Here is a 24,307-nt window from a genome sequence, read left to right as displayed (position 1 = left end):
CCCAGCGGATATCTTTGAGGGCCGATATGCCGACGCTGACGATGTATCAGGTCGATGCCTTTGCCGAACGGGGCTTCCAGGGTAACCCTGCCGCCGTTCTCCTTTTAGAGGAATGGCTGTCGGAGCAGGTAATGCAGGCCATCGCCAACGAAAACAATCTTGCTGAAACCGCGTTTGTGCGGCCGAATGGCAAAGGTTGGGATTTGCGCTGGTTCACGCCGGTCCACGAAGTCGACTTCTGCGGCCACGCCACTCTTGCGGCCGCCCATGTGCTGGCTACGGAATACAATGGTCAGGGCGAAATGGCCTTCGCCACCCGGGTCGGCGAGCTGCGGGTTTCCCGGTGGGAAGGGGGCTATCAGCTCGATCTGCCTTGTTTTCCGCCGCAGCCCGTCGAGGAAGAGCTGAACTCGGCGCTGCAAGCGATATTGCCTCAGCGGCCGGTTGCGAGCTTCCGCAATTTCGAGAACCTGTTTGTCGAGCTTGCCGACGAGACAACCGTGCGATCTTTCGTTCCCGATCTGCTCAGGATCGGACGTTTTCATCCTCTCGGCCTGGTTATTACCGCGCCTGGGCGAGCCCACGATTTCGTCTCCCGTTACTTCGTGCCTGGGGCGGGCATTCCCGAGGATCCGGTAACCGGCTCCATTCATGCGACGCTGGTGCCTTACTGGTCTGAAAAACTCGGCAAGACGCATCTGTCGGCATTCCAATGCTCGCAGCGCGGCGGGCATTTGCTATGCGAACTGGCCGGAGATCGCGTGCTGATCACAGGCCGTGCGAAGACCTTCATGAAGGCGGAGATCTACCTTCCCGATTGAGCGGCTTGCCAATTCGGTGGCTGCTTCGCCTGAGCCAGGTGTCCAGATCACGGTATGGCGTTAGGGCCGGGCGGCGGCCCGATGGCGCAGGGCAGTGGCCCCAAAGAGGCGGCGCTAGAACGGCATAGCGCTCATCAGAGATGCCTTGATGCCTTCAGGGCACGCGTCATTCGCGTCGAGTCCCCCCAGGTCGACAGCCAAATCAGGCAGTCGGTGGTAACGGAGATCGCTGCGCGCAGGCGGTTCAGCAACGGTCCAGGCGAGGTCAGCTGCTCTTCGGCGTGACGGAGATGGGCAAGCTCTTCTTCGCGGATGGACAGGATGATGCCGTGCAACTCGTGATCGCGTCCGGTGAGAAAGAACAGCTGATCATCGAGATGGCGGTGCACCGCCGCTTCGACAGCTGCGGTGCAGGCCCAGACGCCTTGCGGGCCGAGCAGGGCAGTGAGGAAACCCAGCAGCCAGCCGCCCCAGCTCCAGAATTGCATCACGCGACACGGTCGGGAATTTCGCAGTGGCATGGCTGCATGGAAACACGCGCAATGGGTGCGCTCGTGCCCAAGCATCTCCGACAAAGACGGCACGCAGTCCGGCCAGAAACGCTTCGCGACAAGAATCTGTGCCGAATAGATTCTGATCGCGCCGTACTCGCCGGCGTGGTTGACTCTGACTATTCTGGCCACCGTCAGTGCGTCCTGGTGAGAGAGCTTGGCCATGAATGCGCTCGAGAGTTAAGTCAGCCTGCCGGCAACGCTCGCACGCGCCGCAATGCGGGTCCACCAATTCTGGATCTCGGCAAACTCGGCCAGCAGGGCTTGTCCCTCGGCGACCTTGACGAAATAGCCGATGATCGGTGCGGCGTGCAGGTCGGCCAGCGTCAGGTCCGTTCCCAACAGCCAAGGCCCTTCAGCTTTCAGCGAGGAGAGCGCCTGCAATGCCGTTCTTGCCTGCCGCAACCCGTTGGCGATCACGGCTTCGTCGGGCGGCGTTGTTTCCAGCCGCTCGACCGCGACATCCCAGACCATGGTCCTGTAGGCATAGGCGTCGAGCAGGCCGGTGATCTGGTTCATGCGTGCTCGAGGCCGGGCTTCGACCGGTTGCAGCGCCGGGCCGCCAAAGGCTTCGTCGACATAACGGGCAATCGCGCCGGTCTCGTAGAGGCGAAAGCCGTCATGTTCGAAGGCCGGGATGCGGCCGAACGGCTGGTGCTCGAAATACCAGCCGGGAATGCCGTCCGCGGCAAAGATGTCGACGGGCACGAGCTCGTAGCCGACGCCCTTTTCCTCCAGCACCAGCCGCACGATGCGCACATAGACGCTGTAATCCGCGCCGTAGACGACGGGCTTGCCCATGCCGGTTGGGCTCAGGCCATCGCTTTCTGCAAATTCTCGTCGATCTTATCGAGGAAGCCAGTGGTCGAAAGCCATGGCTGGTCGGGGCCGATCAGCAGCGACAGGTCCTTGGTCATGAAGCCGGACTCGACCGTCTGGATGCAGACCCTTTCCAGCGTCTCGGCAAAGCGCCTCAGTTCGGCATTGTCGTCGAGCTTGGCGCGGTGCGCGAGGCCGCGCGTCCAGGCAAAGATCGAGGCGATCGAATTGGTCGAGGTCTCCTCGCCCTTCTGGTGCTGGCGATAGTGGCGGGTGACGGTGCCGTGCGCGGCTTCCGCCTCGACGGTCTTGCCGTCCGGCGTCATCAGCACCGAGGTCATCAGGCCGAGCGAGCCGAAGCCTTGCGCCACCGTGTCGGACTGCACGTCGCCGTCATAATTCTTGCAGGCCCAGACATAGCCACCCGACCATTTCAGGCTCGAGGCCACCATGTCGTCGATCAGCCGGTGCTCGTACCAGAGCTTCTTAGCTTTGAATTCTGTTTCGAACTCCGCCTCGTAGACCTCCTGGAAGATGTCCTTGAAGCGGCCGTCATAGGCTTTGAGGATGGTGTTCTTGGTCGAGAGGTAGACGGGGTAATTACGCAGCAGGCCGTAGTTCAGGGAGGCGCGAGCGAATTCGCGGATCGATTCGTCGAGATTGTACATGGCCATGGCGACGCCGGCGCCGGGTGCGTCGAAGACGTCGTGCTCGATCACCTGGCCGTCCTCGCCGACGAATTTGATCGTCAGCTTGCCCTTGCCGGGGAAGCGGAAGTCGGTGGCGCGGTACTGGTCGCCGAAGGCGTGGCGGCCGACGATGATCGGCTTGGTCCAGCCGGGCACCAGCCGCGGCACGTTCTTCATGATGATCGGCTCGCGAAAGATGGTGCCGCCGAGGATGTTGCGGATGGTGCCGTTCGGCGACTTCCACATCTTCTTCAGCTTGAATTCCTCGACGCGCTGCTCGTCGGGCGTGATCGTCGCGCATTTCACGCCGACGCCGTATTTCTTGATGGCATTGGCCGAATCGATGGTCACCTGGTCGTTGGTGGCGTCGCGGTGCTCGATGCCGAGGTCGTAATATTCGAGCTTGAGGTCGAGATAAGGGTGGATCAGCTTGTCCTTGATGAACTGCCAGATGATGCGGGTCATCTCGTCGCCGTCGAGTTCGACGACCGGGTTCGCCACCTTGATCTTCGCCATGGAAAGAATGCCTCGCTTTTGGGGAACGGAACGGCCTTGCCCGCACGGCTGCCGGCCCTGGGATGCGGCCCGTATATCAAAGGCTTTTTGGCCGCGCAAACGGCGAACCGCGCCGTAGTGCCGGCATTCCTTGCGAAAGCTTCATTTTCGCCGCCAAATGTGGCAGGGGACTGCGAAATGCCGCAAACAGCAGTTCACTGACAACCATGGCCGCTACCCAGGATCCCGCCACCCCTCTTGCCTCCGGAACTCCAGCGTCCGGTCCGGCGATCATCCTGGTCGAGCCGCAGCTCGGCGAGAATATCGGCATGGTTGCGCGCGCCATGGCCAATTTCGGCCTTTCCGAGCTGCGGCTCGTCAATCCGCGCGACGGCTGGCCGAGCGAGAAGGCGCGTGCCGCCGCAAGCCGCGCCGACCACGTCATCGATGCCGTCAAGGTGTTCGATGACCTCGCTTCGGCGGTTGCCGATTTGAACTTCGTCTTCGCCACCACGGCGCGCGCGCGCGACAATTTCAAGCCGGTGCGCGGTCCGGTCGAGGCGGGCAGGGCAATGCGCGCGCGGCAGCGGGCCGGCCAGCGCACCGGCATCCTGTTCGGCCGCGAGCGCTTCGGCCTCTATAATGACGAGGTCGGCCTTGCCGACGAGATCGTCACCTTCCCCGTCGATCCAGCCTTCTCCTCGCTCAACATTGCCCAGGCGGCCCTGCTGATGTCCTATGAATGGATGAAGTCCGGCCTGGAAGACGAGACCAGGACCAACTTCTCCGGCCCCGAAATGCCGCCGGCTGCCAAGGAAGAATTGCACGGCCTGTTTGCGTATCTGGAAGGTGCACTGGAGGCGCGCGGCTATTTCCGCCCGGCAGCGAAGAAGCCGAAGATGGTCGACAATTTGCGCGCTGTGCTGACCCGCCCCGGCTTTGCCGAGCCGGAGCTCAAGGTGCTGCGCGGCATAATATCATCGCTGGACAGGTTCTCGCCGGCCATGCCGCGCGGCGACGGATCGCCCGGCGACGATCCAAGGCGGCTCCCGGCGGCGGCCCGGCGCGCTGGTAAGGCGACAGACAAAGACTAGGTGTTTGTTCCCAACGGGAGCGCATAAAAAGCAATTGCCATTGACTGCCAAGGCGGGTGTGCTTCTTCTGCTGGCGACGCCCTTAATCAGTGAGAGAGATCGTGCCCAGAGCTATCTTGCCCGCGTTTGTCTTATTCTGTCTGTTATCTGAAATGTCTGCGGCGTCGGAATTTGAAAAGCCATCGAGCACACTTCCCGCACAGCAAGCCATTGAAAGATTGTTACCCAATTCCGTGCTCCGCGTCGGAATGCCTAGACAAGAACTGGAGGAAGTTATCAGGTCACGCTATCCCGATTGGGAGCGTTCGGAAAAGAAACGAGCGCTCAACAACCGCAAGGACATGTCACTTTCACTGGAGGCTCGCTCTGCATATTTGCAGACCATCTCAATATCTCACGAAGAGAAAGAGCAGAACCTGATATTCAGATATAGGTTTGCGTTGACGTCGCCGCTAACCGGCAGCCACGTCTACTCGATAGTATACGGAGTCGAGTCAAATACCTCGAACCTGATTTCAATAGACGACTGGGCCAACGGTTTGCATTCAAGATGGGGCGATGAGCATGGTGGCACGCGATCTGATGCGAAGGCACGTGCGACGTATTTCTTCGACACGGAATGGCGCTTAGTTGAGAATGCTGGGAACAAGTGCGCCCCGATATATCCGGCACTCTATCGCCTAGATGAAAAAACCGTCGGTGCGATAGCTGCGGTATCAAGCCTTCTGGACGCAACGGGATGCACATTCAGTCGAGACAGCATTTTAGAGATCAAAGAAGGCGCAGTCGTTCAATCGACCTTCTACACCGTCGATTTTAGGCTTCAGGTGAACGACGTTTTGAAGCGGGTAGCATTTGGGCTTCAGTGAACAAAGCCGACTTTGTCAACGGCCCTAAGCTTCGAATCCCGCCACCTCACCAGTAACCGAATGTTATTCGATATGATCCATTGTCCGGCGAACGATGGGTCCTCGGATGTTCAATTCAAATATCGGGCGTCTTCGCTTTTTCTTCTATTCTGCGGCCTTGCTGGTTGCGGAAATCGTGACCTTTGTGCTGTGCGTCGTGCTGACCATCGGCATCGAGGGTTTGGCCAATTCGAAGCCCGGACCTTCCAGGGAAGGGCTGGCCGCGGCTGTTCTCGTTACCTCGCTGGTGATTGTTCTGTTCCGCGCGAATTTCGCCTGGCGTCGAAGCCGCGACGCGCAAGGGTCGGGTTGGATCCTTTGGTCGTATATCGTGTTCTCGACGCTGTTCGCGATCCTGCAGGCCGGCACTGTTCTTGTCGTAAAATTCGACGGCGAAGATTCGCATTCCGGCCTTAACCTGCTGGGATTGGCTCTTGTCGGGCTGTGGGCCGTCATCTTGGCGGGCAAGCCGGCGGGCGGTGGCTCTGCGGATATGGCGTCATCCCTGAGTTTCGACGATTTCGACCCGCCCGGGCCGCTGCGCGGCGCCGCCGCGCTCCATTCAGCGTCAGCCGCCGGCGCGACGGCCCTGGCTCCAGCCTACGCCACGCGGGCCGCGCCGGTGCCGTCGAACCACGCTGCATCTCAACCTGCATCTCCGGCGAACGGCCGGCCGCGGCCCGGCGGCTTCGGCAAGCGCGGCCTTGTGTGACCGGCTCGCCGCATCAAGGCCATGATGGTTCCACATAGAAGCGGCCGGGATAAAGCATCATTGGCCGAAGCAGAAAGCATCGGCCGGGCCTCCCTCGTGATCTCGTTTGTGATTCCCAGCCCTTAGTGACTCAATGACAATGACCGATCCATCGAGCGCCCGTCCGATCCTGATGTTCGATTCCGGCATTGGCGGCCTCACCGTGCTGCGTGAGGCGCGTGTCTTGATGCCTGATCGCCGCTTCATCTATGTCGCCGACGACGCGGCGTTCCCCTTCGGCGGCTGGGAGGAGCCGGCGCTGAGAACACATATCCTGGAGTTGTTCGCCAGGCTGCTCGACCGGTTTTCGCCGGCTATCTCGGTCATCGCCTGCAACACCGCCTCGACACTGGTCATCGATGCCTTGCGCGAGAGGTTTCCCGGCCACCCTTTCGTCGGCACCGTGCCGGCCATCAAGCCGGCGGCGGAACGCACGCGCTCAGGCCTGGTTTCGGTGCTGGCTACGCCCGGCACCGTCAAGCGCCAGTACACGCGCGACCTGATCAGCAAATGGGCGCAGAAATGCCATGTCCGCCTGGTCGGCAGCGACAGGCTGGCGGGATTGGCCGAAGCCTATATGCGCGATGGCTTTGTCGACGAGGACGCCGTGCGCGCCGAGATCGCGCCGTGCTTCGTCGAGCATGACGGGCTGCGCACCGACATCGTCGTGCTTGCCTGCACCCATTATCCGTTTTTGGCCAACCGCATGCGCAAGACAGCACCGTGGCCGGTCGACTGGCTCGACCCGGCCGAGGCGATCGCACGCCGGGCGCTGTCGCTGCTTGCCGATACCGAGGCCCGCTATCGCAGAGAGGCACTGCCGGAAGGCGCCGACCTTGCATTCTTCACCTCGAACAGCGCCGATTTTCCGACGCGCCGGCTGATGCAGGGATTTGGCCTGGCGATATCCTGATCGCAGGCAATTTTCGCTTTGGGAACATCACACCGGACAATGCGTTTTCCTCTCATTGGAAACGGGAGAAACCATCATGCCAGCCACCTCAAAAGCCCAGCAGAAAGCGGCCGGCGCGGCATTGTCAGCCAAGCGCGGCGAGACCAAGAAGGGCGCGCTCAAAGGCGCGTCGAAGGGAATGTATAAATCCATGAGCGAAAAACAGCTCGAGGAATTCGCCGAGACCAAGCGCAAGGGCCTGCCGGAAAAGAAGTCGAAACACTGATCGACTGGCCATTCTGACGGCGGATGCCGGTCAATAAAAGGCCCGCGGCTGAGCCGCGGGCCATGAAGTCTCAACGGGCGAGGACGAAAATTACCAGTTCCAGCCCCACCCGCAGCGCCGCACTTTGTAGCGGATCACCTTGCGATGACCGTGGCGCCACACCACCTTCTTCTTGACCACGATGCGGCAGACCTGGTGATGCCTGTGCCCATGCCAATGCCGGGCCTGCGCCGGCTCGGGCGCGACCGCCATCGTGCCGGCCATCACCGCGGCTCCTACCAACGTAAGGAAGAACTTCTTCATGCGAATTCCAGCTCCTCTGACTTCAGTCCCTTCCTGATGCCGCTGGCGCAACCTCCCGCCACATCCGGCACGTTCTACAACCGTAACACTATCCGGTTCGGCGATTCGCGCCAGCCGGAAGCTTGACAGCGGTTAAATCTCCGTTTAACCAGCCCACCAACACCGGGCCGCAATGCCCGGTGGTTTTCTTTATGTGTGCAAGACGTTTGGGAAGCCGGTTTTACTTTCCTTATGTCTTGCTTGAAATGACGTGTCCCGTGGGTTTTCCGTCGCGTTGCGTGGAAAACCCTGTCAGGTCTCGAAAACGGAGGCCAGAGGAGGGCGCGTTTCCTTCACCCGGACCATGAGGTTCCGGGTGTGTTGTTTTGAAAGGGAATGCGATGAGCAAGCGCGAATCCGCGAAGTACAAGATCGACCGCCGTCTTGGCGAAAACATCTGGGGCCGCCCGAAGTCCCCGGTCAACAAGCGTGAATACGGCCCCGGCCAGCATGGCCAGCGCCGCAAGGGCAAGCTTTCCGATTTCGGCCTGCAGCTGCGCGCCAAGCAGAAGCTGAAGGGCCACTATGGCGACGTTTCGGAAAAGCAGTTCCGCAAGGTCTATGAAGAGGCGGACCGCCGCAAGGGCGACACCTCGGAGAACCTGATCGGCCTGCTCGAATCGCGCCTCGACGCGGTCGTCTACCGCGCCAAGTTCGTGCCGACCATCTTTGCGGCGCGCCAGTTCGTCAATCACGGCCACGTCAACGTCAACGGCAAGCGCGTCAACATCGGCTCGTACCGCTGCAAGCCAGGCGACGTCATCGAAGTGCGCGAGAAGTCGAAGCAGCTGGTCATCGTGCTGGAATCGGTGGGGCTGGCCGAGCGCGACGTGCCCGATTACATCGAGGCCGATCACAATAAGATGACCGCGGCATTCACGCGCATCCCCGGCCTGGCGGACGTTCCGTTTGCCGTGCAGATGGAACCGAACCTGGTCGTCGAATTCTATTCGCGCTGATCGGCGCGTTCGTCGCGATACAATCGAAGGCCGCCCGTCGAGGCGGCCTTTTCTTTTTTCGTTTCCTTTTCCGCGGCGTGATTCCGAAATCGATTTCGGTTTTCGGTCCGATGCGCTACTGCGGGCGGCAACAGGATCTTGGGGCCGACGCGCCATGAATATGCTGCCAGACGCCGAAACACTCGAACCGGTCGCCGATACCGAAGGCGGCTTTCATCCGCTGTTTGCCGATGTGCCGTCCTCCGTCGAGTTCAATAAGCTGCGCAAGCGGCTGTTGCGGCTTGCCCGCCAGGCGATCGACGATTTCGCCATGGTGAGGCCCGGCGACCGTTGGCTGGTCGCTCTGTCGGGCGGCAAGGATTCCTACGGCCTGCTCGCCGTGCTGCTTGATCTCAAATGGCGCGGGCTGCTGCCGGTCGAGCTGTTGGCCTGCAATCTCGACCAGGGCCAGCCGAACTTTCCCAAGCACATATTGCCCGATTATCTCGACAGCTATGCCATTCCGCATCGCATCGAATATCAGGACACCTATTCGGTGGTCACCGACAAGCTGGCCGAGGGCAGCACCTATTGCTCGCTGTGCTCGCGGCTGCGGCGCGGCCATCTCTATCGCATTGCCCGCGAGGAGGGCTGCTCGGCGCTGGTGCTCGGTCATCACCGCGAGGACATACTGGAAACCTTTTTCATGAACCTGTTCCATGGCGGACGCCTCGCCGCCATGCCGCCGAAGCTGCTCAACGACGAAGGCGATGTCATGGTGCTGCGGCCGCTCGCCTATTGTGCGGAAGCCGATCTCGAGAAATTCGCCGGCGCCATGAAATTCCCGATCATTCCGTGTGATCTGTGCGGTAGCCAGGAAGGCCTGCAGCGCAACGCCATGAAGGCGATGCTCGACGACATCGAGAAGCGCATGCCCGGCCGCAAGGACACGATGATCCGCGCCATGACCAATGTGCGGCGTTCGCATCTGCTCGACAGGAAACTGTTCGATTTCGCCGCCCTCAACGAAACCCTCACCACCAGGCGTCCCGATGACATTTGACGATAGCGCGATCGACTGGCTTGCCGACCTTCTGTCGGAAGCCGCCGTCGCCGAGATCATGCCGCGCTTTCGCCGGTTGAGCGAGGGCGACGTCCGTCGCAAGACCTCGGCCGCCGATCTCGTCACCGAGGCCGACGTCAATGCCGAACGGCTCATCACCGCCAGGCTGCGCCAGCGTTATCCCCACGCAATGATCGTCGGCGAGGAGGCCTGCTCAGACGACCCGACGCTGCTCGACGGTCTCGGCGATGCCGAACTCGCCTTCGTCATCGACCCGGTCGACGGCACCTTCAACTTCGCCTCCGGCGTGCCGCTTTTCGGCGTCATGCTTGGCGTCGTGATCAAGGGCGAGACGGTCGCCGGCATCATCCACGATCCCGTCGGCAAGGATTGGCTGATCGGCGTTAGTGGCGCCGGCAGCCATATCCGCCATGCCCATGGCAATCTGGAAAAGGTCCATGTCGCCAAACCGGCGCCGATGTCGGAAATGACCGGTGCGGTCTCATGGCACTACGTGCCCGAGCCGGACCGCTCACGTTTGGCGCGCAACCAGACCAAGTCGCTATCGCAGTTCAATTATCGCTGCGCCGCCCACGAATACCGCCTGCTGGCCAGCGGCCACGGCCATTTCGTCGTCTACAACAAGCTGATGCCCTGGGATCACCTGCCTGGCGTGCTGATCCATGCGGAGGCGGGCGGCCATGCCGCGCGCTTCGACGGCAGCGCCTATCTGCCGTCGCATGTCGGAGGTGGCCTGCTGGTCGCGCCGGACCGGGAGAGCTGGCGGGAGCTGCGCCGCGAGCTCTGGGCGGAATAACTCTTCGCTGCCAAAGTTGTCCAATCCTGTGCGAAACCGGAGACCTCGAATGAAACCTCGGTCCGCAATTGTTGCAACCGCCTTTGCCCTTGCCTTGGTTGCCGGTGTCAATGAAGCAAGCGCTGGGGAACGCGCATGTCGCAGTCCCGACTCCGTCGACACCATAGACGAGATGTTCTCCGCGATCTTCGCCTGTTGGAAGCCGCCGCCCGGAACCGCGGGCATGACCCTGACGCTGCAGTTCTCAATTCGCCGAAACGGCACGCTTATCGGCAAGCCGCGCGCCACTTACTCCCATCTAGGGGACGATGGTCCGCTCAATCGGGCCTTCGTGGCTTCCGTCCTCGAGGCGCTCGACAAGGCTCTTCCACTGCCCGTTTCGGACAGTATGGGTGGAGCAATCGCAGGACGTACGCTGTTCCCCCGCTTCACCGCGGTCAGTGAGGGTGCATCCTAGGCGCACGCGCAATGTGCATTAAACCGGCGGGTTATGCGGCTGGAACAGTCTGCCGCGCTCGGCCAGCAGGATCATCAGCAGCGCCGCCACCGACACGCTGCAGAACCCGGCGGCCAGCGGCGTCACCGTGCCGTTGAAGGCTTGGCCGATCAGCGTACCGAGAATGCCGCCAAGAAATGTCTGCATGAACCCAAGGATCGACGACGCAGTGCCGGCCAGGTGCCCCAGCGGCTCCATGGCGAGCGCGTTGAAGTTCGCGCCGAGCGCGCCGAACGGGACCATGGCGCAGGCAAAGAAGGTAATGAAGAGCCAGAGCGGCATCTTTATTTCGATGGAAACGACCAGCCAGGCAAGGCTGATGGCCAGAAACAGCAGCAACGCGCTTTGCGACAGACGGCGCATGCCGATGCGGCCGACGAGGCGCGAGTTGAGGTAGTTCGAAAAAGCAAGTACGCCGGCAACCCCCGCGAAGATGACGGGGAACATCTCGCCGACATTGAACACGCTGACATAGATCTGCTGGGCCGAGGCGATGAAGCCGAACATGGCGCCGAAGATGAAGGTGCTGGCGAAGGCATAGCAGAGCGCGATGCGGTTGGTGAGAACGATGCGGAAGCCGCCGATGATGGAGGACAGCGTCAGCGGCCGGCGATATTCGGGGTGTAGTGTCTCGGGCAGGCGCAGCAGCGACCAGGCGGACACGATCAGCGCGCCGGCTGCCATGGTGACGAAGATCACATGCCAGGTCGCAAACAGCATGATGAACTGGCCGATACCGGGCGCCACCACCGGAATGGCCATGAACACCATGAAGATCAAGGACATGACTTCGGCCATGCGCCTTCCGTCGAACGTATCGCGCACGATCGAGACGGCAATGACGCGCGTCGCCGCCGCGCCGATGCCTTGCACCGCCCGGCATAGCAGAAGCGTGGCGAATGACGGGGCGATTGCCGCAGCGCCGGCCGCCAGGACGTAGATCACCAGCCCTGCGACAAGCGGCGCGCGGCGCCCGAAGCGGTCCGAGATCGGCCCGAAGAACAGCTGTCCGCCGCCAAAGCCAAGGATATAGGCGGTGACAACATATTGCCGGTGGTTTTCATTTTCGATGCCAAGCGAAGCGCCGATCTGCTGCAGCGCCGGCAAAATAATGTCGATTGCCAGCGAATTGAGCGCCATCAGCGCCGCGCACAGCGCAATGAATTCCCAGCGCGGAATGGGCAAGGTGCTTGCCTTTTGCTGCGCTTGTGCTTGCTGATCCAAGGCCAGTCCGATCCTCAAACGAAAATGCGCCGGCTGGCCGACGCATCCATTCGTTGATTGCCCGATAGCGGGCAGAACTTTTTGCCAAGGTGGGGGCTGCCCCGGCGCTTAGCGCATGACCCCCGAAAATCGCAGGCGGAAGGTCATACGCAGAAACAGAAGTCAGGCGGCGCCTTTGACGCTGACGCCCTTTTCGACGAGGAAGGTCTGCAATTCGCCCGCCTGGAACATCTCGCGGATGATGTCGCAGCCGCCGACGAACTCGCCCTTGACGTAGAGCTGCGGGATGGTCGGCCAGTTGGAATAGTCCTTGATGCCTTGCCGCAGTTCGGCCGACGTCAGCACGTCGACGCCCTTATAGTCGGCGCCGATATAGTCGAGGATCTGCACGACCTGGCCGGAAAATCCGCATTGCGGGAAGCCGGGCGTGCCCTTCATGAAGAGAACGACGTCGTTGCCCTTCACTTCATTGTCGATGTAGTCGTTGATGCCGCTCATGGAATACCCTTTCATGCCTGTGGGAGTCAGGCTCGAACATTACCCTTCAAATAAACCCATGGGTTGCGCGAAACAAGATGTTTGCCGCCTTGCCATGCAAATGGCGCAAAGGAACGTCTGATCTTGGGCCAAGAGCGTTGGCCACCATCTTTCCCGAGGCGCGATGAAAAGACGATATCTCGCCGGGTTCCTCCTCGCCGTTCTGTTCGCCGCACTGTCCTTGATCTGGTGGGCCAGGTCGCCGAGACAGCCATCTCTCGTCGTCGGCGGTGAATTACCGGCGCCGTGCCGCGACGCGAGCTTCGAGGCGGTCGCCTATGTCGTCTGCGAAATCGATCTGCGCCACTATGACATCGGTGTGTTCCACGCAGGCCTTGACGGCAAGGCTTTCGGTTCACTGGACAAATTCGACAAGGCGATGGCGGATCATGGCCGGCCGGTGCTGCTCGCCATGAACGCCGGCATGTATCACCAAGACCTGACTCCGGTCGGCCTTCTCGTCGAAGACGGCCGGGAGAAGGCGCCGATCAACGTCGCCGACAGCGAAGGGAATTTCTTCCTGAAACCGAATGGCGTCTTCCTGGTCCGGAAGGACGGCAAGGCGGCGGTCATGGAGACAAGCGCCTATGCTGCGACCAGACTGGACGTGATGTTTGCCACGCAATCCGGCCCGATGCTGGTGATCGACGGCCGGCTTCATCCCCGCTTCGAGCAAAACGGCACATCGCGCTATATCCGCAATGGCATCGGCGTGCGTGACGAAAACACTGTCGTGCTGGCGATCTCGCGCTCTGAGGTCAGCCTCGGCAGCTTCGCGCGACTGTTTCGAGATGCGCTCAATTGTCCCAACGCGCTTTTCTTCGACGGGGTCGTTTCGGCGCTGTCGAACGGCGAGCGGATGATTGTGGGTGGAAGCTATCCGGTCGGGCCGATCATCGCCGTGACCGGTAAGAAGCTTGCGAGCCGGTAACTGCAAGAGAGCTCAGTCCGGCACGCTGGTCTGCAGGGCAAGCGCGTGCAACACGCCGCCCATATTGCCCTTCAGCGCGTCATAGACCATCTGGTGCTGCTGGACCCGGCTTTTCCCGCGAAAGCTTTCGGCCACAACCTCAGCCGCATAATGGTCGCCGTCGCCGGCCAGGTCGCGAATCGTCACCTTGGCGTCCGGAATGCCTTCCTTGATCAGCCGTTCGATGTCGTGGGCGTCCATTGCCATGTGAGGATTCCTTGTTCAGGTCGTGATCTCATAGATATGGTCGAAATGGCGGATGAACCACAGCGAAACGGCCCTCTCGATCACATCACGGGTCCACGACCTCATTTGCCATGAAGCGAGGGAACCAGGATTCGTGGGCGTCGGTCAATTCGCTGACCGGTATCGCACGCGCCTCGCCCAGCTTCAGTTCGCTGCCGCCGGTCGAGCCGATCCACGGCGCAAAAACGCCGAGCTTGTTTTGCTGTTCGCGAATGGCGTCCCATTGCTCGCTCTGCGGGTCGATCGACAGCGTCAAGAGATAGCGGCCCTGGTCCTCGCCGAACCAGACCGGGATTGGATCTGTGCCGATCAGGCCGGGGATGGTCGCGCCGATGCCGGAGGCCATCGCCATCTCGGCCAGCGCCACCGCGATGCCGCCATCGGAAACGTCATGCGCCGCGGTAACGACACCGGAGCCGATCAGTGCCCGCACATGGTCGCCGACCCGCTTCTCGTGGCCGAGATCGACCGGCGGCGGCGGGCCGTCGGCGCGGCCAAAGATGTCGCGCATATAGACCGACTGGCCAAGATGCGAGCCCCATATCGTCGGCGCGCCGACCAGCACGATCATCTGGCCTTCGGCGGCAAAGCCGATGCGCACCATTTTCGACCAGTCGGCAATCACACCGACGCCGCCAATGGTCGGTGTCGGCAGGATGCCTTGGCCGTTGGTCTCATTGTAGAGGGAGACGTTGCCGGAGACGATCGGGAAGCCAAGCGCCCTGCAGGCATCGCCAATACCTTTCACCGCGCCGACCAACTGACCCATGATCTCCGGCCGTTCCGGATTACCGAAATTGAGGTTGTCGGTGGCCGCGAGCGGCAGAGCACCGGTGGCGGTAAGATTGCGCCAGCATTCGGCAACCGCCTGCTTGCCGCCCTCGTAAGGGTCGGCTTCGCAATAGCGCGGCGTCACGTCGGAGGAGAAGGCGAGCGCCTTGGTCGGGTGGCCGTCGACGCGCACGACACCGGCGTCGCCGCCGGGAAGCTGCAGCGAATTACCTTGGATCAGCGTGTCGTACTGCTCCCACACCCAGCGGCGCGAGGACAGGTCTGGTCCGCCCAGCAGCTTGAGCAGTGCCTCGGCCACGTCGGCTTGCGGTGCATCGCCGGCCAGCGGCGCCGGCTTCTTCGGCTCGACCCAGGGACGGTCATATTCCGGCGCCTGGTCGCCGAGATCCTTGATCGGCAGATTGGCAACCTCGTCGCCCTGATGCAGCACGCGAAAGCGCAGATCGTCGGTGGTCTTGCCGACGATGGCAAAGTCGAGGCCCCATTTGTGGAAGATCGCCTCGGCCTGTTTTTCCTTTTCGGGGCGCAGCACCATTAGCATGCGCTCTTGGCTCTCCGAAAGCATCATCTCATAGGCGCTCATGCGCTCTTCACGCACCGGCACCTTGTCGAGATCGAGCTCGATGCCGAGGTCGCCCTTGGCGCCCATTTCGACTGCCGAGCAGGTGAGGCCGGCGGCACCCATGTCCTGGATGGCGATAACGGCGCCGGACGCCATCAGTTCGAGGCAGGCTTCGAGCAGGCATTTTTCGGTGAACGGATCGCCAACCTGCACGGTGGGCCGCTTCTCGTCGATCTTGTCGTCGAACTCGGCCGAGGCCATGGTGGCGCCGCCGACGCCGTCGCGCCCGGTCTTGGCGCCGAGATAGACGACCGGCAGGCCGACGCCCTTGGCCTCGGACAGAAAGATTGCATCAGTCTTGGCAAGCCCCGCGGCAAACGCATTGACCAGGATGTTGCCATTGTAGCGGGCGTCGAAATTGACCTCGCCGCCGACCGTCGGCACGCCGAAGGAATTTCCATAACCACCGACGCCGGAAACGACGCCGGCAACGAGATGCCTGGTTTTGGGATGGTCCGGCGCGCCGAAACGCAGCGCGTTCATCGCCGCGATCGGCCGCGCGCCCATGGTGAAGACATCGCGCAGGATGCCGCCGACGCCGGTCGCCGCTCCCTGATATGGCTCGATATAGGAGGGGTGGTTATGGCTCTCCATCTTGAAGACGACGCAGTCGCCGTCGCCGATGTCGACCACGCCGGCATTCTCGCCCGGGCCCTGGATGACTTGCGGCCCGGTGGTCGGCAGCGTGCGCAGCCACTTCTTCGAGGATTTGTAGGAACAATGCTCGTTCCACATCGCGGAAAAAATACCAAGTTCGGTAAAGCTCGGTTCGCGCCCGACCAGGTCGAGGATGCGCTGGTACTCGTCGGGCTTCAGCCCGTGCGCGGCAATGAGTTCAGGAGTGATCGGCACGGAATTGGAAATGGTCATGATCGGCAATTGTGTCCTTGGGATCGAGTCCCGTCTTATCGCAAGCGTTGCAGCCGATACACCCCGTTGGATGACTAAAACGATGGAAAGCAACAGCTGACCGCAAGTAGCGAAAGATCGCCACTCGACCCGCCGGTTTCAAGCCGGTTCAGGAAAAGCTGTCGTAGCCGGCGCGGCCCTCGTCCAGAAGCCGCCGGATCACCGCGACGCCGTGCGCGATATCGTCCCGCTGTCGCGGCTGCGAGATGCCAAACCGCACGCCGTGAAAGGCCTGTTCGGAACGCCCTGCCTTGAACTCATCCTCGTCGTCGATGAGCACGCCATGTTCGAGGCAGGCCTGCTTGAAAGTGCCGGAAAGCCATGGGTCCGGCAAAGTGAGCCAGACGAATGGCACGTTATCCAGCGCCTTGAAATCGAAGCCGTCGAGTGTCTCGCGCACGATCGCGATGCGCGCACCGATCTCGGCAATGCTGCGCTTGCGCACCTCAGCGGCCTGACCGGACAGCACCAGCCGGCTGCCCACCTCCGCCAGCAGAAAGGGCAGGCCGCCCGTCATCATCTTGTGGGCAACCCGGATGCGGTGACGATAGGCCGGCGGGCAAGCGAGCCAGCCGCCGCGAACACCCGCCGCAACCGATTTCGACAGGCCGCCGGCAACGATGGTCCGTTCGGGAGCATATTCGGCCATTAAAGGCGTTGGGTCATCGGTCAGTCCGCCATAGAGATCGTCCTCGATCAGGACGACGTTATATTGACGGGCGACATGCGCGATTGCCTCGCGGCGCGATGCCGACAGCGTTGTCAGCGTCGGGTTCTTGGCCGTCGGCATCAAAAACATCATCTTCGGGTGCCTTTGTGCGCAGACGCGCTCGAAATCCTGGGGATCGATGCCCTCGTCGTCAGTCGCCACCAGTGCGGTCCGGCGACCGATCAGGCCGGCACTGCGCGAGATCTGCGAATAGGTGAGGTGCTCGAAGACGACATAGTCGCCGGGGGCGGTGAGCCCCGCAATGGTTGCCATCACGGCGACGTGGGTGCCGAGCGTGGGAACGATTGCATCCGTCGCCGGGCGATAGGAATTGCGCGACAGCCAGCGCCTGCCGGCTTCGAACCAGCGGTCCGGGAAATCACGAGTATAGCTTGAAATCTCATGCGGATGGTCTTGCGCCGTGCGTGTCAACACATCGGCGACGATGGCACCCTGGCCGACATCCGGTGCGGCGGTGCTATCGAAGCGCAGCTTGTCGCCGGGCGCATCCATATAGCGCGTGCCTTGTTCGACCGGCCCCAGGAAATCCGGCTTTGCGCTCTCCGACTGTTGAGCGAGAACATAGGTTCCGCGGCCGACCTCGCCGCTGACCAGTCCCCGCTCGCGCAGCAATTGATAGGCCCTGCCAACCGTGCCGACGGTCGTGCCGATGTCGTATGCCAGATCGCGCTGCGGCGGCAGCTTTGCCCCTGCACCGATCAGGCCGCGGTCGATGTCCGTCTCGATGGAATCAGCAAGCCGCTGATAGAGCGGGCCGGTGCGGGCGGTCAGGTCTGGAAGCCAAGTTGTCATGGTGACAATTTTTTACATTGCACCGAAATGAGAGTCAATACATATGGAGCGGGCCGTACGAAAAGGCACAATTGCAATCTTGGCAGAAAGAAAATGGGTACAATAGAGACAATCCGCTACGCGGCAGTTGAATTGACCGGAAGCCGCTCGTCGGGCCGGAGATCCTATGTTCGCGGGCTCGTGCAAGTGGTCACGTCATTCGTCCGATGGATCGACAGCCTGCTGGATCGCCGCCGCAGTCGGCTGGTCCTGCTCGAGATGACCGACGCCCAGCTCAAGGATATCGGCATTTCACGCTGCGATGCCCATCGTGAAGGTCTGAGGCCGTTCTGGGACTGAGGAGTTCGACGGGGCGCTATCGCGCGTTAGCGGACGCCCGCCGCCCTGATCCGCGTGACACCGTGGTCCACAAGCACCGCCACAATGCACAGCATCAGAAAGAGCCCGGTGATGGCCAGAGCCGAGACGGCGACGCTGGTCGCGCCGTTCTTGGCGAGATCGAGGAACGGGTAGGGCACTTCACCGGCAATCGGCGCCCGCAGCAGCGCGTAGGCCAGATAGGCGATCGGATAGATCATCCACCAGGAGATGTCGCGCCACCGCGTCGAGCCGTCGGCGCCTGCCACAAGCCACCACAGCACGAACAACACCGGCGTCACATAGTGCAGGAGCACATCGCAGAGCAGGAACAGCCCTTGCGGCTGCCAAAGCTGCGCCAGGACCGTTGCATAAACGATGAGGACCAGCGTTATGGCGACGGCTACGCCCGCCCGCATCCGTGGCGCGGCAAAGGCCGGAAACCATGCATAACCCGTCGACGACAGCAACGAGGCAAGGACGAGCACCGCGCCGATGTTGGTCAGGATGGTGAAGAAGCTGAAATAGAAGACCAGCGAGCCGGCAAAGCCGCGGCCGGCTTCCATTGATGCCGGGACGGTGATGCAGAGCTGCAGGACGAGCCCGGCCAGGCCGACGACCAGACCGATGATCTGCAGCACGCGACCCATTGGGCTAGGCAGCAGCGCCGCAGGCCGGATTACCCGCCTGCCAGCGGGCAATGTCCGAGCCAATGCGCGCGCCGAGCGGTTCCGCCATCAATGGGCCGAACACGTCGACGCGGCTCGAATTGCCTTGCGCCTGCACGACCAGCAGCGGCTTTCCGCCATAATGCTTGGCCGGCACCAGCAGGAAGCGGGGCGTGCCGCCAAACGAATTCAGTTCGTTGGCCATCTGGTAAGATTTGAAGGCAGGGTCCTTGCTGGCGATCCAGCATTTGTGGGCAGCGATTGCCACCTGTTCCATGGCAAGCAGTGACGCGCTCTTGCCCGCCGGCGCCGGCGTGCTCTTCGGGCCTGACTGGCATGAGGCGAGTACAAGCCCGGCGGCAGTAGCGACGGCGAGGCGCGTGGTCGTCGGTCTCATGTTCAAGCGGCGCCCATCTCGAGTTCGGACAGAAACACCTTCAGACCGTCTGTCATCTCACCCCAGACGCGCGACAGCGCCGGATGCTGCAAGGCAATCTGCTCGTAGGCATCGAATTTCGGATAGGCGTCAAGCAAATCGGGGCGGCCGATCGTCGCCCTGAAATTGTTGAAGACGAAGCGGGTCGGCGTCAGCCAGGCATCGGCGAAGGAGATGTCGTCGCCGAGCGCGAACGGGCCATGCGCCATGCGGGCCTCGATTGCCGCAAGCCCGTGATGCAATTGGGCGAACTGTGCCTTGATCTCCGCCTCGTTGCGCTGCGGCACGAAATAGAGTTCGAACAGCTTCATGGTCGGGGCGAGCACGTCGAGGTCGGTGATGCGGGCGAACATGCGCACCAACGCCCGGTCTTTCGTATCCTTGGGCAGCAGCGCCGGCTCGGGGAAACGCTCCTCCAGATATTCGGCAATGACTACCGATTCGACGATCGTTTCGCCGGAACCGGTGATCAGCACCGGAATCCTGTTGAGCGGCGAGATGGCACGAAATGCCTCGGGGATGGGAAACCCCGGCGGCGGTACAATGAGCTTGAGCGGCACGTTCTTGATGTAGGCCAACGCCCGCACGATCGACGAATAGGGCGACAACGGCCGCGAATAGAGTTTCATGACCGTCGCTCCAGGAGGAAAATTGAAGGCATCAAGCGGCGATGCCCAGCGCGCTTTCGAACAGCGCCCGGCCGTCGCTGCCGCCATGCGCCGCTTCGATCAGGTTCTCGGGATGCGGCATCAGGCCGAGCACATTGCCGCGGCCGTTGACGATACCGGCAATGTCGTTGATCGAGCCGTTGGGATTTGTGCCTACGGCATAGCGGAACACCACCTGGCCTTCGCCTTCGAGGCGGGCCAGCGTTTCGGCATCGGCAAAATAATTGCCGTCATGGTGCGCCACCGGCGCGCGGATGATCTGGCCCGGCTGATAGCGGCGGGTGAACATCGTGTTGGCGTTGGCGATCTGCAGCTTCACCTGACGGCAGACGAATTTCAGCGAGGTATTGCGCATCAATGCGCCCGGCAGCAGGCCGGCCTCGACCAGGATCTGGAAGCCGTTGCAGACGCCGATGACCGTGACGCCCTTGGCCGCCTTTTCGGCCACAGCCCGCATTACTGGCATGCGCGCGGCAATGGCGCCGCAGCGCAGATAATCGCCAAAAGAAAAGCCGCCGGGAATGGCGATCAGGTCGACATCGGGAATGTCGGTGTCGGTCTGCCAGACGGTGACCGGCGGCGTGCCGGAAATCTTGGTCAGCGCCGCGATCATGTCGCGGTCGCGATTGAGGCCGGGGAGCAGGACGACGGCTGATTTCATGGCGTGTCCAATTGAATCACGAGGCATATCCAAGTTTGGCGTATCGGCGGCGTATTCACGGGTCAAGCGGCAGTTAAGGCTTTTGGGCTATTTAACGACGGCAAACCGGGCGAACGCATTTGAAGAGCGGCTGGGAACTGAAATTCGAAGACCGACACTGGGCCGCCGGGGTCTCCGGTGCGATTGTCCTGCTTGTTTCCGCATTTATCTATGCGTTCTTTTCTCAAGCTGACGCAACCTTTGCGACGGCGTTTTCGAAAGCGCTTTCTCTGAAAGTCGATCTCGGGCGGTGCTCCTCGTCTTTTGCCAATCTGATCATGGCGCAGATTTCCTATGCATTGACGATCTGCCTGGTGCTTCTGGGCCTCATGGCGTGCCTTGCCGTGGTTTGTGTTCGAGACGCTGCGAACAGGGCCGGATATCTCAAGCTTCTGCTTGGGACATCTGCGTTCATTCTCATCTTGCTGGCAATGGCGATGAACGACGACGGGTTTTGGCTAAGTTCAACAGGCCGCAGATTTTTCGGGCGGCGATTGAGCATAGCTGACGCATGCCTACAGAGTCACAATACTAATTTTATTCGCATTTACGTGATGAGCATCTGGCTTGGTTTTGGGTCTTGGATGCTTATTATGATGGATATTCTGTGCTTTCGAGCGATAGCTCTCCGTCGAAACCATAACGATTTGCCAACTGACTCGGGGCTGCATGCCGAAATACTGGACATTCATGCTAAATACGGCGGTGTGAGGCGGCCAACCCAGGCTCGACGATGGAAGTTATCGGCAGTGGTAGTGGCGGGCCTCTTTTTGGCCGCAGGAATTCACGGGCTGTACAAACTGGCTCTCGTTTTAGGCGCGCTCTAAGCGGCGTTCGCTATGCCCAAGGCGATCGTCCTGCCGCGCCAGCACACCGTAAATGTTCTTCACATCGCCCTCGGTGGCGATGAGATGACCACGGATCGAACCCAACTCGGACTTTACTTCGCCAAGTGTCAAATCCATCCTGTCCAGCCGCGACTGAATGGATTTGAGGACTTCAAAAATCAGGCTTCCATCGATCTCGGTCATCTACCCTCCGGGACAACCTCAGGTAATGGCCACACTATAATTCTCAATCACCGTATTCGCCAGAAGCTTGTCGCACATGGCTTTCAGATCCGCCTCGGCCTTGGCCTTATCGCCCTCGGCAAGCTCGATATCAAAAACCTTGCCTTGCCGCACCTGGCCGACGCCGCCGAAACCCATTCCGGACAGCGCATGCTCGATTGCCTTGCCTTGTGGGTCGAGCACGCCGTTCTTGAGGGTTACGGTAATGCGGGCCTTGATCACGCTGGACATGCTCCTGTTCACCTGTTGAGCTGGCAAGCCATCAATGTGGCTTGCCTTTGACGCCGTCGGTCGATGCGACGAGCACCGGTCCGGCCGGGCGCGGCGGCTCGTTCTCGTTCATGATGCCGAGGCGGCGGGCAACTTCCTGATAGGCTTCGACCAGCCCACCCATGTCACGGCGGAAACGATCCTTGTCGAGCTTATCCTGTGTCGCCACGTCCCACAGCCGGCAGGAATCCGGCGAGATCTCATCCGCAACGACGATGCGCATCATATCGCCTTCGAACAGGCGGCCGCATTCGATTTTGAAATCGACCAGCTGGATGCCGACGCCCATGAACAGGCCGGAAAGGAAGTCGTTGACGCGAATGGCCAGTGCCATGACATCGTCGATCTCCTGTGGGCTCGCCCAGCCGAAGGCGGTGATGTGCTCTTCCGATACCATCGGATCGTCGAGTGCATCGGCCTTGTAATAGAATTCGATGATCGAGCGCGGCAGCACGGTGCCTTCCTCGATGCCCAGGCGCTTGGCCAGCGAGCCGGCGGCGACGTTGCGCACCACCACTTCGAGCGGGATGATCTCGACTTCCTTGATCAACTGCTCGCGCATGTTGAGCCGGCGGATGAAGTGGGTCGGAATGCCCATCCGGTTGAGGTGGTTGAAGATGTGCTCGGAAATGCGGTTGTTGAGCACGCCTTTGCCATCGACGATTTCATGCTTCTTCTTGTTGAAAGCGGTAGCGTCGTCCTTGAAGAACTGGATCAGCGTGCCAGGCTCCGGTCCCTCATAAAGGATCTTGGCCTTGCCTTCATAAATGCGGCGGCGATTTTTCATCTGATTTTTCTCTGGATTTGCGGGCAGGCGGCAAGCGACCAGTTCCTGTCCGTCTGCCTAAAATAAGATGGCGACGGTGGGGTTCAATGCCGGTGTCTATCCCAATCGCACTGTTTGCTCAATCGGCAAATCCTTTCAATCAACCGCTTTCGGGCACCGAAATGCCGCAGCGCAGCAAGCAATGTAGCATATTGACCGGCCCGCGCCCTTTTGGTTTGTGCTCCGGCAACACATATTGGCACAACGAATCGGATTTCACGGAGGGATGCCATGAGCAGCATGAAAGACCGCGAAGAGGGCTTTGAGCGCAAATTCGCATTCGACGAGGAACTTCGGTTCAAGGCTGCGGCACGCCGCAACAGAGCGCTCGGCCTGTGGGCTGCCGAAAAGCTCGGCAAATCCGGCACCGATGCCGACGCTTATGCCAGGGAAGTAGTCGTCAGCGACATCGAGGAAGCCGGCGATCACGACGTTTTCCGCAAGATACGCAAGGATTTCGATGCGGCGGGCATCGACCAGTCGGACCATCAGATCCGCCGCACCATGGATGAATTGATGGCGCAGGCGATCGAGCAGATCAAGAACACCTGATTTTTCAGCCGGTACCGATCGAATGCTGGACCAATCGACCGCCCGGCCTAACCGCGCGGTTTTTCTTTGCCTTTGCGGTCATTTCCGGCTGAATTGCTGCAAGCAAAGAGGAAATCGCCAATGTCCCTGAAGTCACGCCTTGCGGTCGACGAGACGCTGTTCACCGCATGGTCCGGCGTGCCGGATGCCTTGACGGTCGAGATACTGGCCAGGCAAGGGTTCGACGCGGTTACGCTCGACATGCAGCATGGGGGCCATCACGAGGACAGCGTGCTGCGCGGGCTTGTGCCGGTGCTGGCCGCCAACAAGCCGGCTTTGGTGCGCATCCCGGTCGGCCGCTTCGACATGGCCAGCCGCGCGCTCGACTTCGGCGCCGAGGCTGTGATTGCGCCGATGGTGAATTCAGTGGCGGACGCAAAGCTGTTTGCCGCCGCCATGAAATACCCGCCGCTCGGCGAGCGCTCCTGGGGTCCCACCTATGCTTTTCCGCGCCATGGCAAGGGCGATTATGCCGACTGGCTGCGCGACAGCAACCAGCGCACCATGGCGTTCGCCATGGTCGAAACGCGCGCCGCGCTTGATGCACTCGACGGCATTCTCGACACGCCGGGTATCGACGGGATCTTCCTCGGCCCGTCGGATTTCTCGATCGCCTGGTCGAAGGGGACCACCGTCAGTTCGACGCTGGAGAGCATGATGGAGACCGTCGCCTCGATCGCCGAGCGCACCCGCAAGGCCGGCAAGCATGCGGCGATCTATGTGATGGAACCGGCCATTGCCGGTCGCGTGGTGTCGATGGGCTACCGGCTGCTGGCGTTGGGTTCCGAGCATTCGCTGATTTCGCTTGGGGCAAAGACCCTGCTGAGCAGCGTCAGGGATTCGATCGCTTCCTAGAGTATCCGTGTTGGTCAAGGGAGAGATGGTGTCCAGGTCCGATTGTCCCTGAGTAGTGCGTTTGCGAGGATGATGAGCTTTC

31 protein-coding genes are annotated in these 24,307 nt (G+C 61.3%); 15 read left to right on the top strand and 16 right to left on the bottom strand.

What is annotated here, in order from left to right; genetic code table 11:
* Nucleotides 1-26 precede the first annotated feature (26 nt).
* Nucleotides 27-821 (top strand): PhzF family phenazine biosynthesis protein, encoded by a 795-nt coding sequence (locus tag NKI39_RS29860; RefSeq protein ID WP_352836325.1) that lies wholly within the window; start codon nt 27-29, stop codon nt 819-821.
* 134 nt (nt 822-955) lie between these two features.
* Here NKI39_RS29860 and NKI39_RS29855 read toward each other — a convergent pair whose 3' ends face one another.
* Genes NKI39_RS29855 through NKI39_RS29845 form a run of 3 tightly spaced genes read right to left on the bottom strand, consistent with a single transcriptional unit; the run spans nt 956 to nt 3,396 of the window.
* The gene (locus NKI39_RS29855; RefSeq protein ID WP_352819650.1) at nt 956-1,537 is read right to left on the bottom strand and encodes a demethoxyubiquinone hydroxylase family protein; all 582 of its coding nucleotides are present in this window, start codon (nt 1,535-1,537) and stop codon (nt 956-958) included.
* Nucleotides 1,538-1,552: 15 nt separating this feature from the next.
* Complete coding sequence (locus tag NKI39_RS29850; RefSeq protein ID WP_352614106.1) at nt 1,553-2,173, bottom strand: glutathione S-transferase family protein; 621 nt, start codon at nt 2,171-2,173, stop codon at nt 1,553-1,555.
* An 11-nt stretch (nt 2,174-2,184) separates the two neighbouring features.
* Nucleotides 2,185-3,396, bottom strand: a complete 1,212-nt coding sequence (locus NKI39_RS29845; protein ID WP_352449387.1) for an NADP-dependent isocitrate dehydrogenase — start codon at nt 3,394-3,396, stop codon at nt 2,185-2,187.
* A gap of 206 nt (nt 3,397-3,602) precedes the next feature.
* On the opposite strand from NKI39_RS29845, the gene NKI39_RS29840 reads away from it, so the two are divergent.
* From NKI39_RS29840 to NKI39_RS29820, 5 genes are all read left to right on the top strand, one after another.
* The gene (locus NKI39_RS29840) at nt 3,603-4,469 is read left to right on the top strand and encodes an RNA methyltransferase (protein ID WP_352766825.1); all 867 of its coding nucleotides are present in this window, start codon (nt 3,603-3,605) and stop codon (nt 4,467-4,469) included.
* A 116-nt stretch (nt 4,470-4,585) separates the two neighbouring features.
* Nucleotides 4,586-5,338: a hypothetical protein gene (locus tag NKI39_RS29835; protein WP_352745694.1), complete on the top strand. Its 753-nt coding sequence runs from the start codon at nt 4,586-4,588 to the stop codon at nt 5,336-5,338.
* A gap of 106 nt (nt 5,339-5,444) precedes the next feature.
* Complete coding sequence (locus tag NKI39_RS29830) at nt 5,445-6,089, top strand: DUF805 domain-containing protein (protein WP_352836321.1); 645 nt, start codon at nt 5,445-5,447, stop codon at nt 6,087-6,089.
* A gap of 139 nt (nt 6,090-6,228) precedes the next feature.
* Nucleotides 6,229-7,041 (top strand): glutamate racemase, encoded by an 813-nt coding sequence (gene murI / locus NKI39_RS29825; RefSeq protein WP_352745689.1) that lies wholly within the window; start codon nt 6,229-6,231, stop codon nt 7,039-7,041.
* A gap of 76 nt (nt 7,042-7,117) precedes the next feature.
* A complete protein-coding gene (locus NKI39_RS29820) occupies nt 7,118-7,306 on the top strand; it encodes a DUF3008 family protein (protein ID WP_023674705.1) in 189 nt (62 codons plus the stop codon).
* Between the two features lie 90 nt (nt 7,307-7,396).
* Here the strand turns inward: NKI39_RS29820 and NKI39_RS29815 are convergent, their stop codons facing one another.
* A complete protein-coding gene (locus tag NKI39_RS29815) occupies nt 7,397-7,609 on the bottom strand; it encodes a hypothetical protein (RefSeq protein WP_023674706.1) in 213 nt (70 codons plus the stop codon).
* Between the two features lie 380 nt (nt 7,610-7,989).
* Between NKI39_RS29815 and rpsD the strand changes: the two genes are divergently transcribed.
* The 4 genes from rpsD to NKI39_RS29795 all read left to right on the top strand — a co-directional run bounded on the left by rpsD (nt 7,990) and on the right by NKI39_RS29795 (nt 10,923).
* Nucleotides 7,990-8,607 carry a 30S ribosomal protein S4 gene (gene rpsD / locus NKI39_RS29810; protein ID WP_023717376.1) on the top strand — a complete coding sequence of 206 codons (618 nt, stop codon included), beginning with the start codon at nt 7,990-7,992 and terminating at the stop codon, nt 8,605-8,607.
* Between the two features lie 154 nt (nt 8,608-8,761).
* Nucleotides 8,762-9,649, top strand: coding sequence for a tRNA 2-thiocytidine(32) synthetase TtcA (gene ttcA / locus NKI39_RS29805; RefSeq protein ID WP_352819658.1), 888 nt, complete (start codon nt 8,762-8,764; stop codon nt 9,647-9,649).
* Nucleotides 9,639-10,466, top strand: a complete 828-nt coding sequence (locus NKI39_RS29800) for an inositol monophosphatase family protein (RefSeq protein WP_352772761.1) — start codon at nt 9,639-9,641, stop codon at nt 10,464-10,466. The genes ttcA and NKI39_RS29800 overlap by 11 nt, the downstream gene beginning before the upstream one ends.
* A gap of 49 nt (nt 10,467-10,515) precedes the next feature.
* Nucleotides 10,516-10,923 carry a UCP034077 family protein gene (locus tag NKI39_RS29795; protein ID WP_352501584.1) on the top strand — a complete coding sequence of 136 codons (408 nt, stop codon included), beginning with the start codon at nt 10,516-10,518 and terminating at the stop codon, nt 10,921-10,923.
* 18 nt (nt 10,924-10,941) lie between these two features.
* On the opposite strand, the gene NKI39_RS29790 is transcribed toward NKI39_RS29795, so the two are convergent.
* Together NKI39_RS29790 and grxD are read right to left on the bottom strand one after the other, a co-directional pair.
* Nucleotides 10,942-12,141 carry a multidrug effflux MFS transporter gene (locus NKI39_RS29790; RefSeq protein ID WP_502893744.1) on the bottom strand — a complete coding sequence of 400 codons (1,200 nt, stop codon included), beginning with the start codon at nt 12,139-12,141 and terminating at the stop codon, nt 10,942-10,944.
* A gap of 207 nt (nt 12,142-12,348) precedes the next feature.
* Nucleotides 12,349-12,684: a Grx4 family monothiol glutaredoxin gene (gene grxD, locus NKI39_RS29785; protein ID WP_023674712.1), complete on the bottom strand. Its 336-nt coding sequence runs from the start codon at nt 12,682-12,684 to the stop codon at nt 12,349-12,351.
* 163 nt (nt 12,685-12,847) lie between these two features.
* Here grxD and NKI39_RS29780 point away from each other — a divergent pair, with 163 nt between their 5' ends.
* Nucleotides 12,848-13,654, top strand: a complete 807-nt coding sequence (locus tag NKI39_RS29780; RefSeq protein WP_352684188.1) for a phosphodiester glycosidase family protein — start codon at nt 12,848-12,850, stop codon at nt 13,652-13,654.
* A gap of 12 nt (nt 13,655-13,666) precedes the next feature.
* Here the strand turns inward: NKI39_RS29780 and NKI39_RS29775 are convergent, their stop codons facing one another.
* From NKI39_RS29775 to NKI39_RS29765, 3 genes are all read right to left on the bottom strand, one after another.
* A complete protein-coding gene (locus tag NKI39_RS29775) occupies nt 13,667-13,900 on the bottom strand; it encodes a BolA/IbaG family iron-sulfur metabolism protein (protein WP_023674714.1) in 234 nt (77 codons plus the stop codon).
* Nucleotides 13,901-13,985: 85 nt separating this feature from the next.
* Nucleotides 13,986-16,223 (bottom strand): phosphoribosylformylglycinamidine synthase subunit PurL, encoded by a 2,238-nt coding sequence (gene purL, locus NKI39_RS29770; RefSeq protein ID WP_352836318.1) that lies wholly within the window; start codon nt 16,221-16,223, stop codon nt 13,986-13,988.
* 148 nt (nt 16,224-16,371) lie between these two features.
* Nucleotides 16,372-17,784: an aminotransferase-like domain-containing protein gene (locus NKI39_RS29765; protein WP_352836315.1), complete on the bottom strand. Its 1,413-nt coding sequence runs from the start codon at nt 17,782-17,784 to the stop codon at nt 16,372-16,374.
* A gap of 93 nt (nt 17,785-17,877) precedes the next feature.
* Here NKI39_RS29765 and NKI39_RS29760 point away from each other — a divergent pair, with 93 nt between their 5' ends.
* Nucleotides 17,878-18,123, top strand: a complete 246-nt coding sequence (locus NKI39_RS29760) for a DUF1127 domain-containing protein (RefSeq protein WP_352449398.1) — start codon at nt 17,878-17,880, stop codon at nt 18,121-18,123.
* Between the two features lie 26 nt (nt 18,124-18,149).
* Here NKI39_RS29760 and NKI39_RS29755 read toward each other — a convergent pair whose 3' ends face one another.
* The 4 genes from NKI39_RS29755 to purQ are packed head-to-tail and all read right to left on the bottom strand — an operon-like array spanning nt 18,150 to nt 20,574.
* On the bottom strand, nt 18,150-18,791 hold the full coding sequence (locus NKI39_RS29755) for a Pr6Pr family membrane protein (RefSeq protein ID WP_352836312.1): 642 nt from the start codon (nt 18,789-18,791) through the stop codon (nt 18,150-18,152).
* Nucleotides 18,792-18,795: 4 nt separating this feature from the next.
* A complete protein-coding gene (locus tag NKI39_RS29750) occupies nt 18,796-19,206 on the bottom strand; it encodes a hypothetical protein (RefSeq protein WP_352836309.1) in 411 nt (136 codons plus the stop codon).
* Nucleotides 19,207-19,208: 2 nt separating this feature from the next.
* Nucleotides 19,209-19,874: a glutathione S-transferase family protein gene (locus tag NKI39_RS29745; protein ID WP_352836307.1), complete on the bottom strand. Its 666-nt coding sequence runs from the start codon at nt 19,872-19,874 to the stop codon at nt 19,209-19,211.
* 31 nt (nt 19,875-19,905) lie between these two features.
* Nucleotides 19,906-20,574, bottom strand: coding sequence for a phosphoribosylformylglycinamidine synthase subunit PurQ (purQ, locus tag NKI39_RS29740; protein WP_352836305.1), 669 nt, complete (start codon nt 20,572-20,574; stop codon nt 19,906-19,908).
* 119 nt (nt 20,575-20,693) lie between these two features.
* Here purQ and NKI39_RS29735 point away from each other — a divergent pair, with 119 nt between their 5' ends.
* Nucleotides 20,694-21,440 carry a hypothetical protein gene (locus NKI39_RS29735; RefSeq protein WP_352766805.1) on the top strand — a complete coding sequence of 249 codons (747 nt, stop codon included), beginning with the start codon at nt 20,694-20,696 and terminating at the stop codon, nt 21,438-21,440.
* Here NKI39_RS29735 and NKI39_RS29730 read toward each other — a convergent pair.
* Genes NKI39_RS29730 through purC form a run of 3 tightly spaced genes read right to left on the bottom strand, consistent with a single transcriptional unit; the run spans nt 21,426 to nt 22,740 of the window.
* Nucleotides 21,426-21,644, bottom strand: a complete 219-nt coding sequence (locus NKI39_RS29730; RefSeq protein WP_352766803.1) for a hypothetical protein — start codon at nt 21,642-21,644, stop codon at nt 21,426-21,428. The genes NKI39_RS29735 and NKI39_RS29730 overlap by 15 nt on opposite strands.
* Before the next feature lie 18 nt (nt 21,645-21,662).
* Nucleotides 21,663-21,905: a phosphoribosylformylglycinamidine synthase subunit PurS gene (gene purS / locus NKI39_RS29725; protein ID WP_352766801.1), complete on the bottom strand. Its 243-nt coding sequence runs from the start codon at nt 21,903-21,905 to the stop codon at nt 21,663-21,665.
* Nucleotides 21,906-21,945: 40 nt separating this feature from the next.
* Nucleotides 21,946-22,740, bottom strand: coding sequence for a phosphoribosylaminoimidazolesuccinocarboxamide synthase (gene purC / locus NKI39_RS29720; protein WP_023674725.1), 795 nt, complete (start codon nt 22,738-22,740; stop codon nt 21,946-21,948).
* 270 nt (nt 22,741-23,010) lie between these two features.
* Between purC and NKI39_RS29715 the strand changes: the two genes are divergently transcribed.
* Nucleotides 23,011-23,331: a DUF1476 domain-containing protein gene (locus tag NKI39_RS29715; RefSeq protein ID WP_254817651.1), complete on the top strand. Its 321-nt coding sequence runs from the start codon at nt 23,011-23,013 to the stop codon at nt 23,329-23,331.
* A gap of 120 nt (nt 23,332-23,451) precedes the next feature.
* Nucleotides 23,452-24,225: an HpcH/HpaI aldolase family protein gene (locus NKI39_RS29710; protein ID WP_352474655.1), complete on the top strand. Its 774-nt coding sequence runs from the start codon at nt 23,452-23,454 to the stop codon at nt 24,223-24,225.
* The last annotated feature ends 82 nt before the right edge of the window (nt 24,226-24,307 follow it).

The organism is Mesorhizobium sp. M0664 (assembly GCF_040320565.1).
Lineage (GTDB): Bacteria > Pseudomonadota > Alphaproteobacteria > Rhizobiales > Rhizobiaceae > Mesorhizobium.
This window is presented reverse-complemented; position numbering and strand designations above follow the sequence as displayed.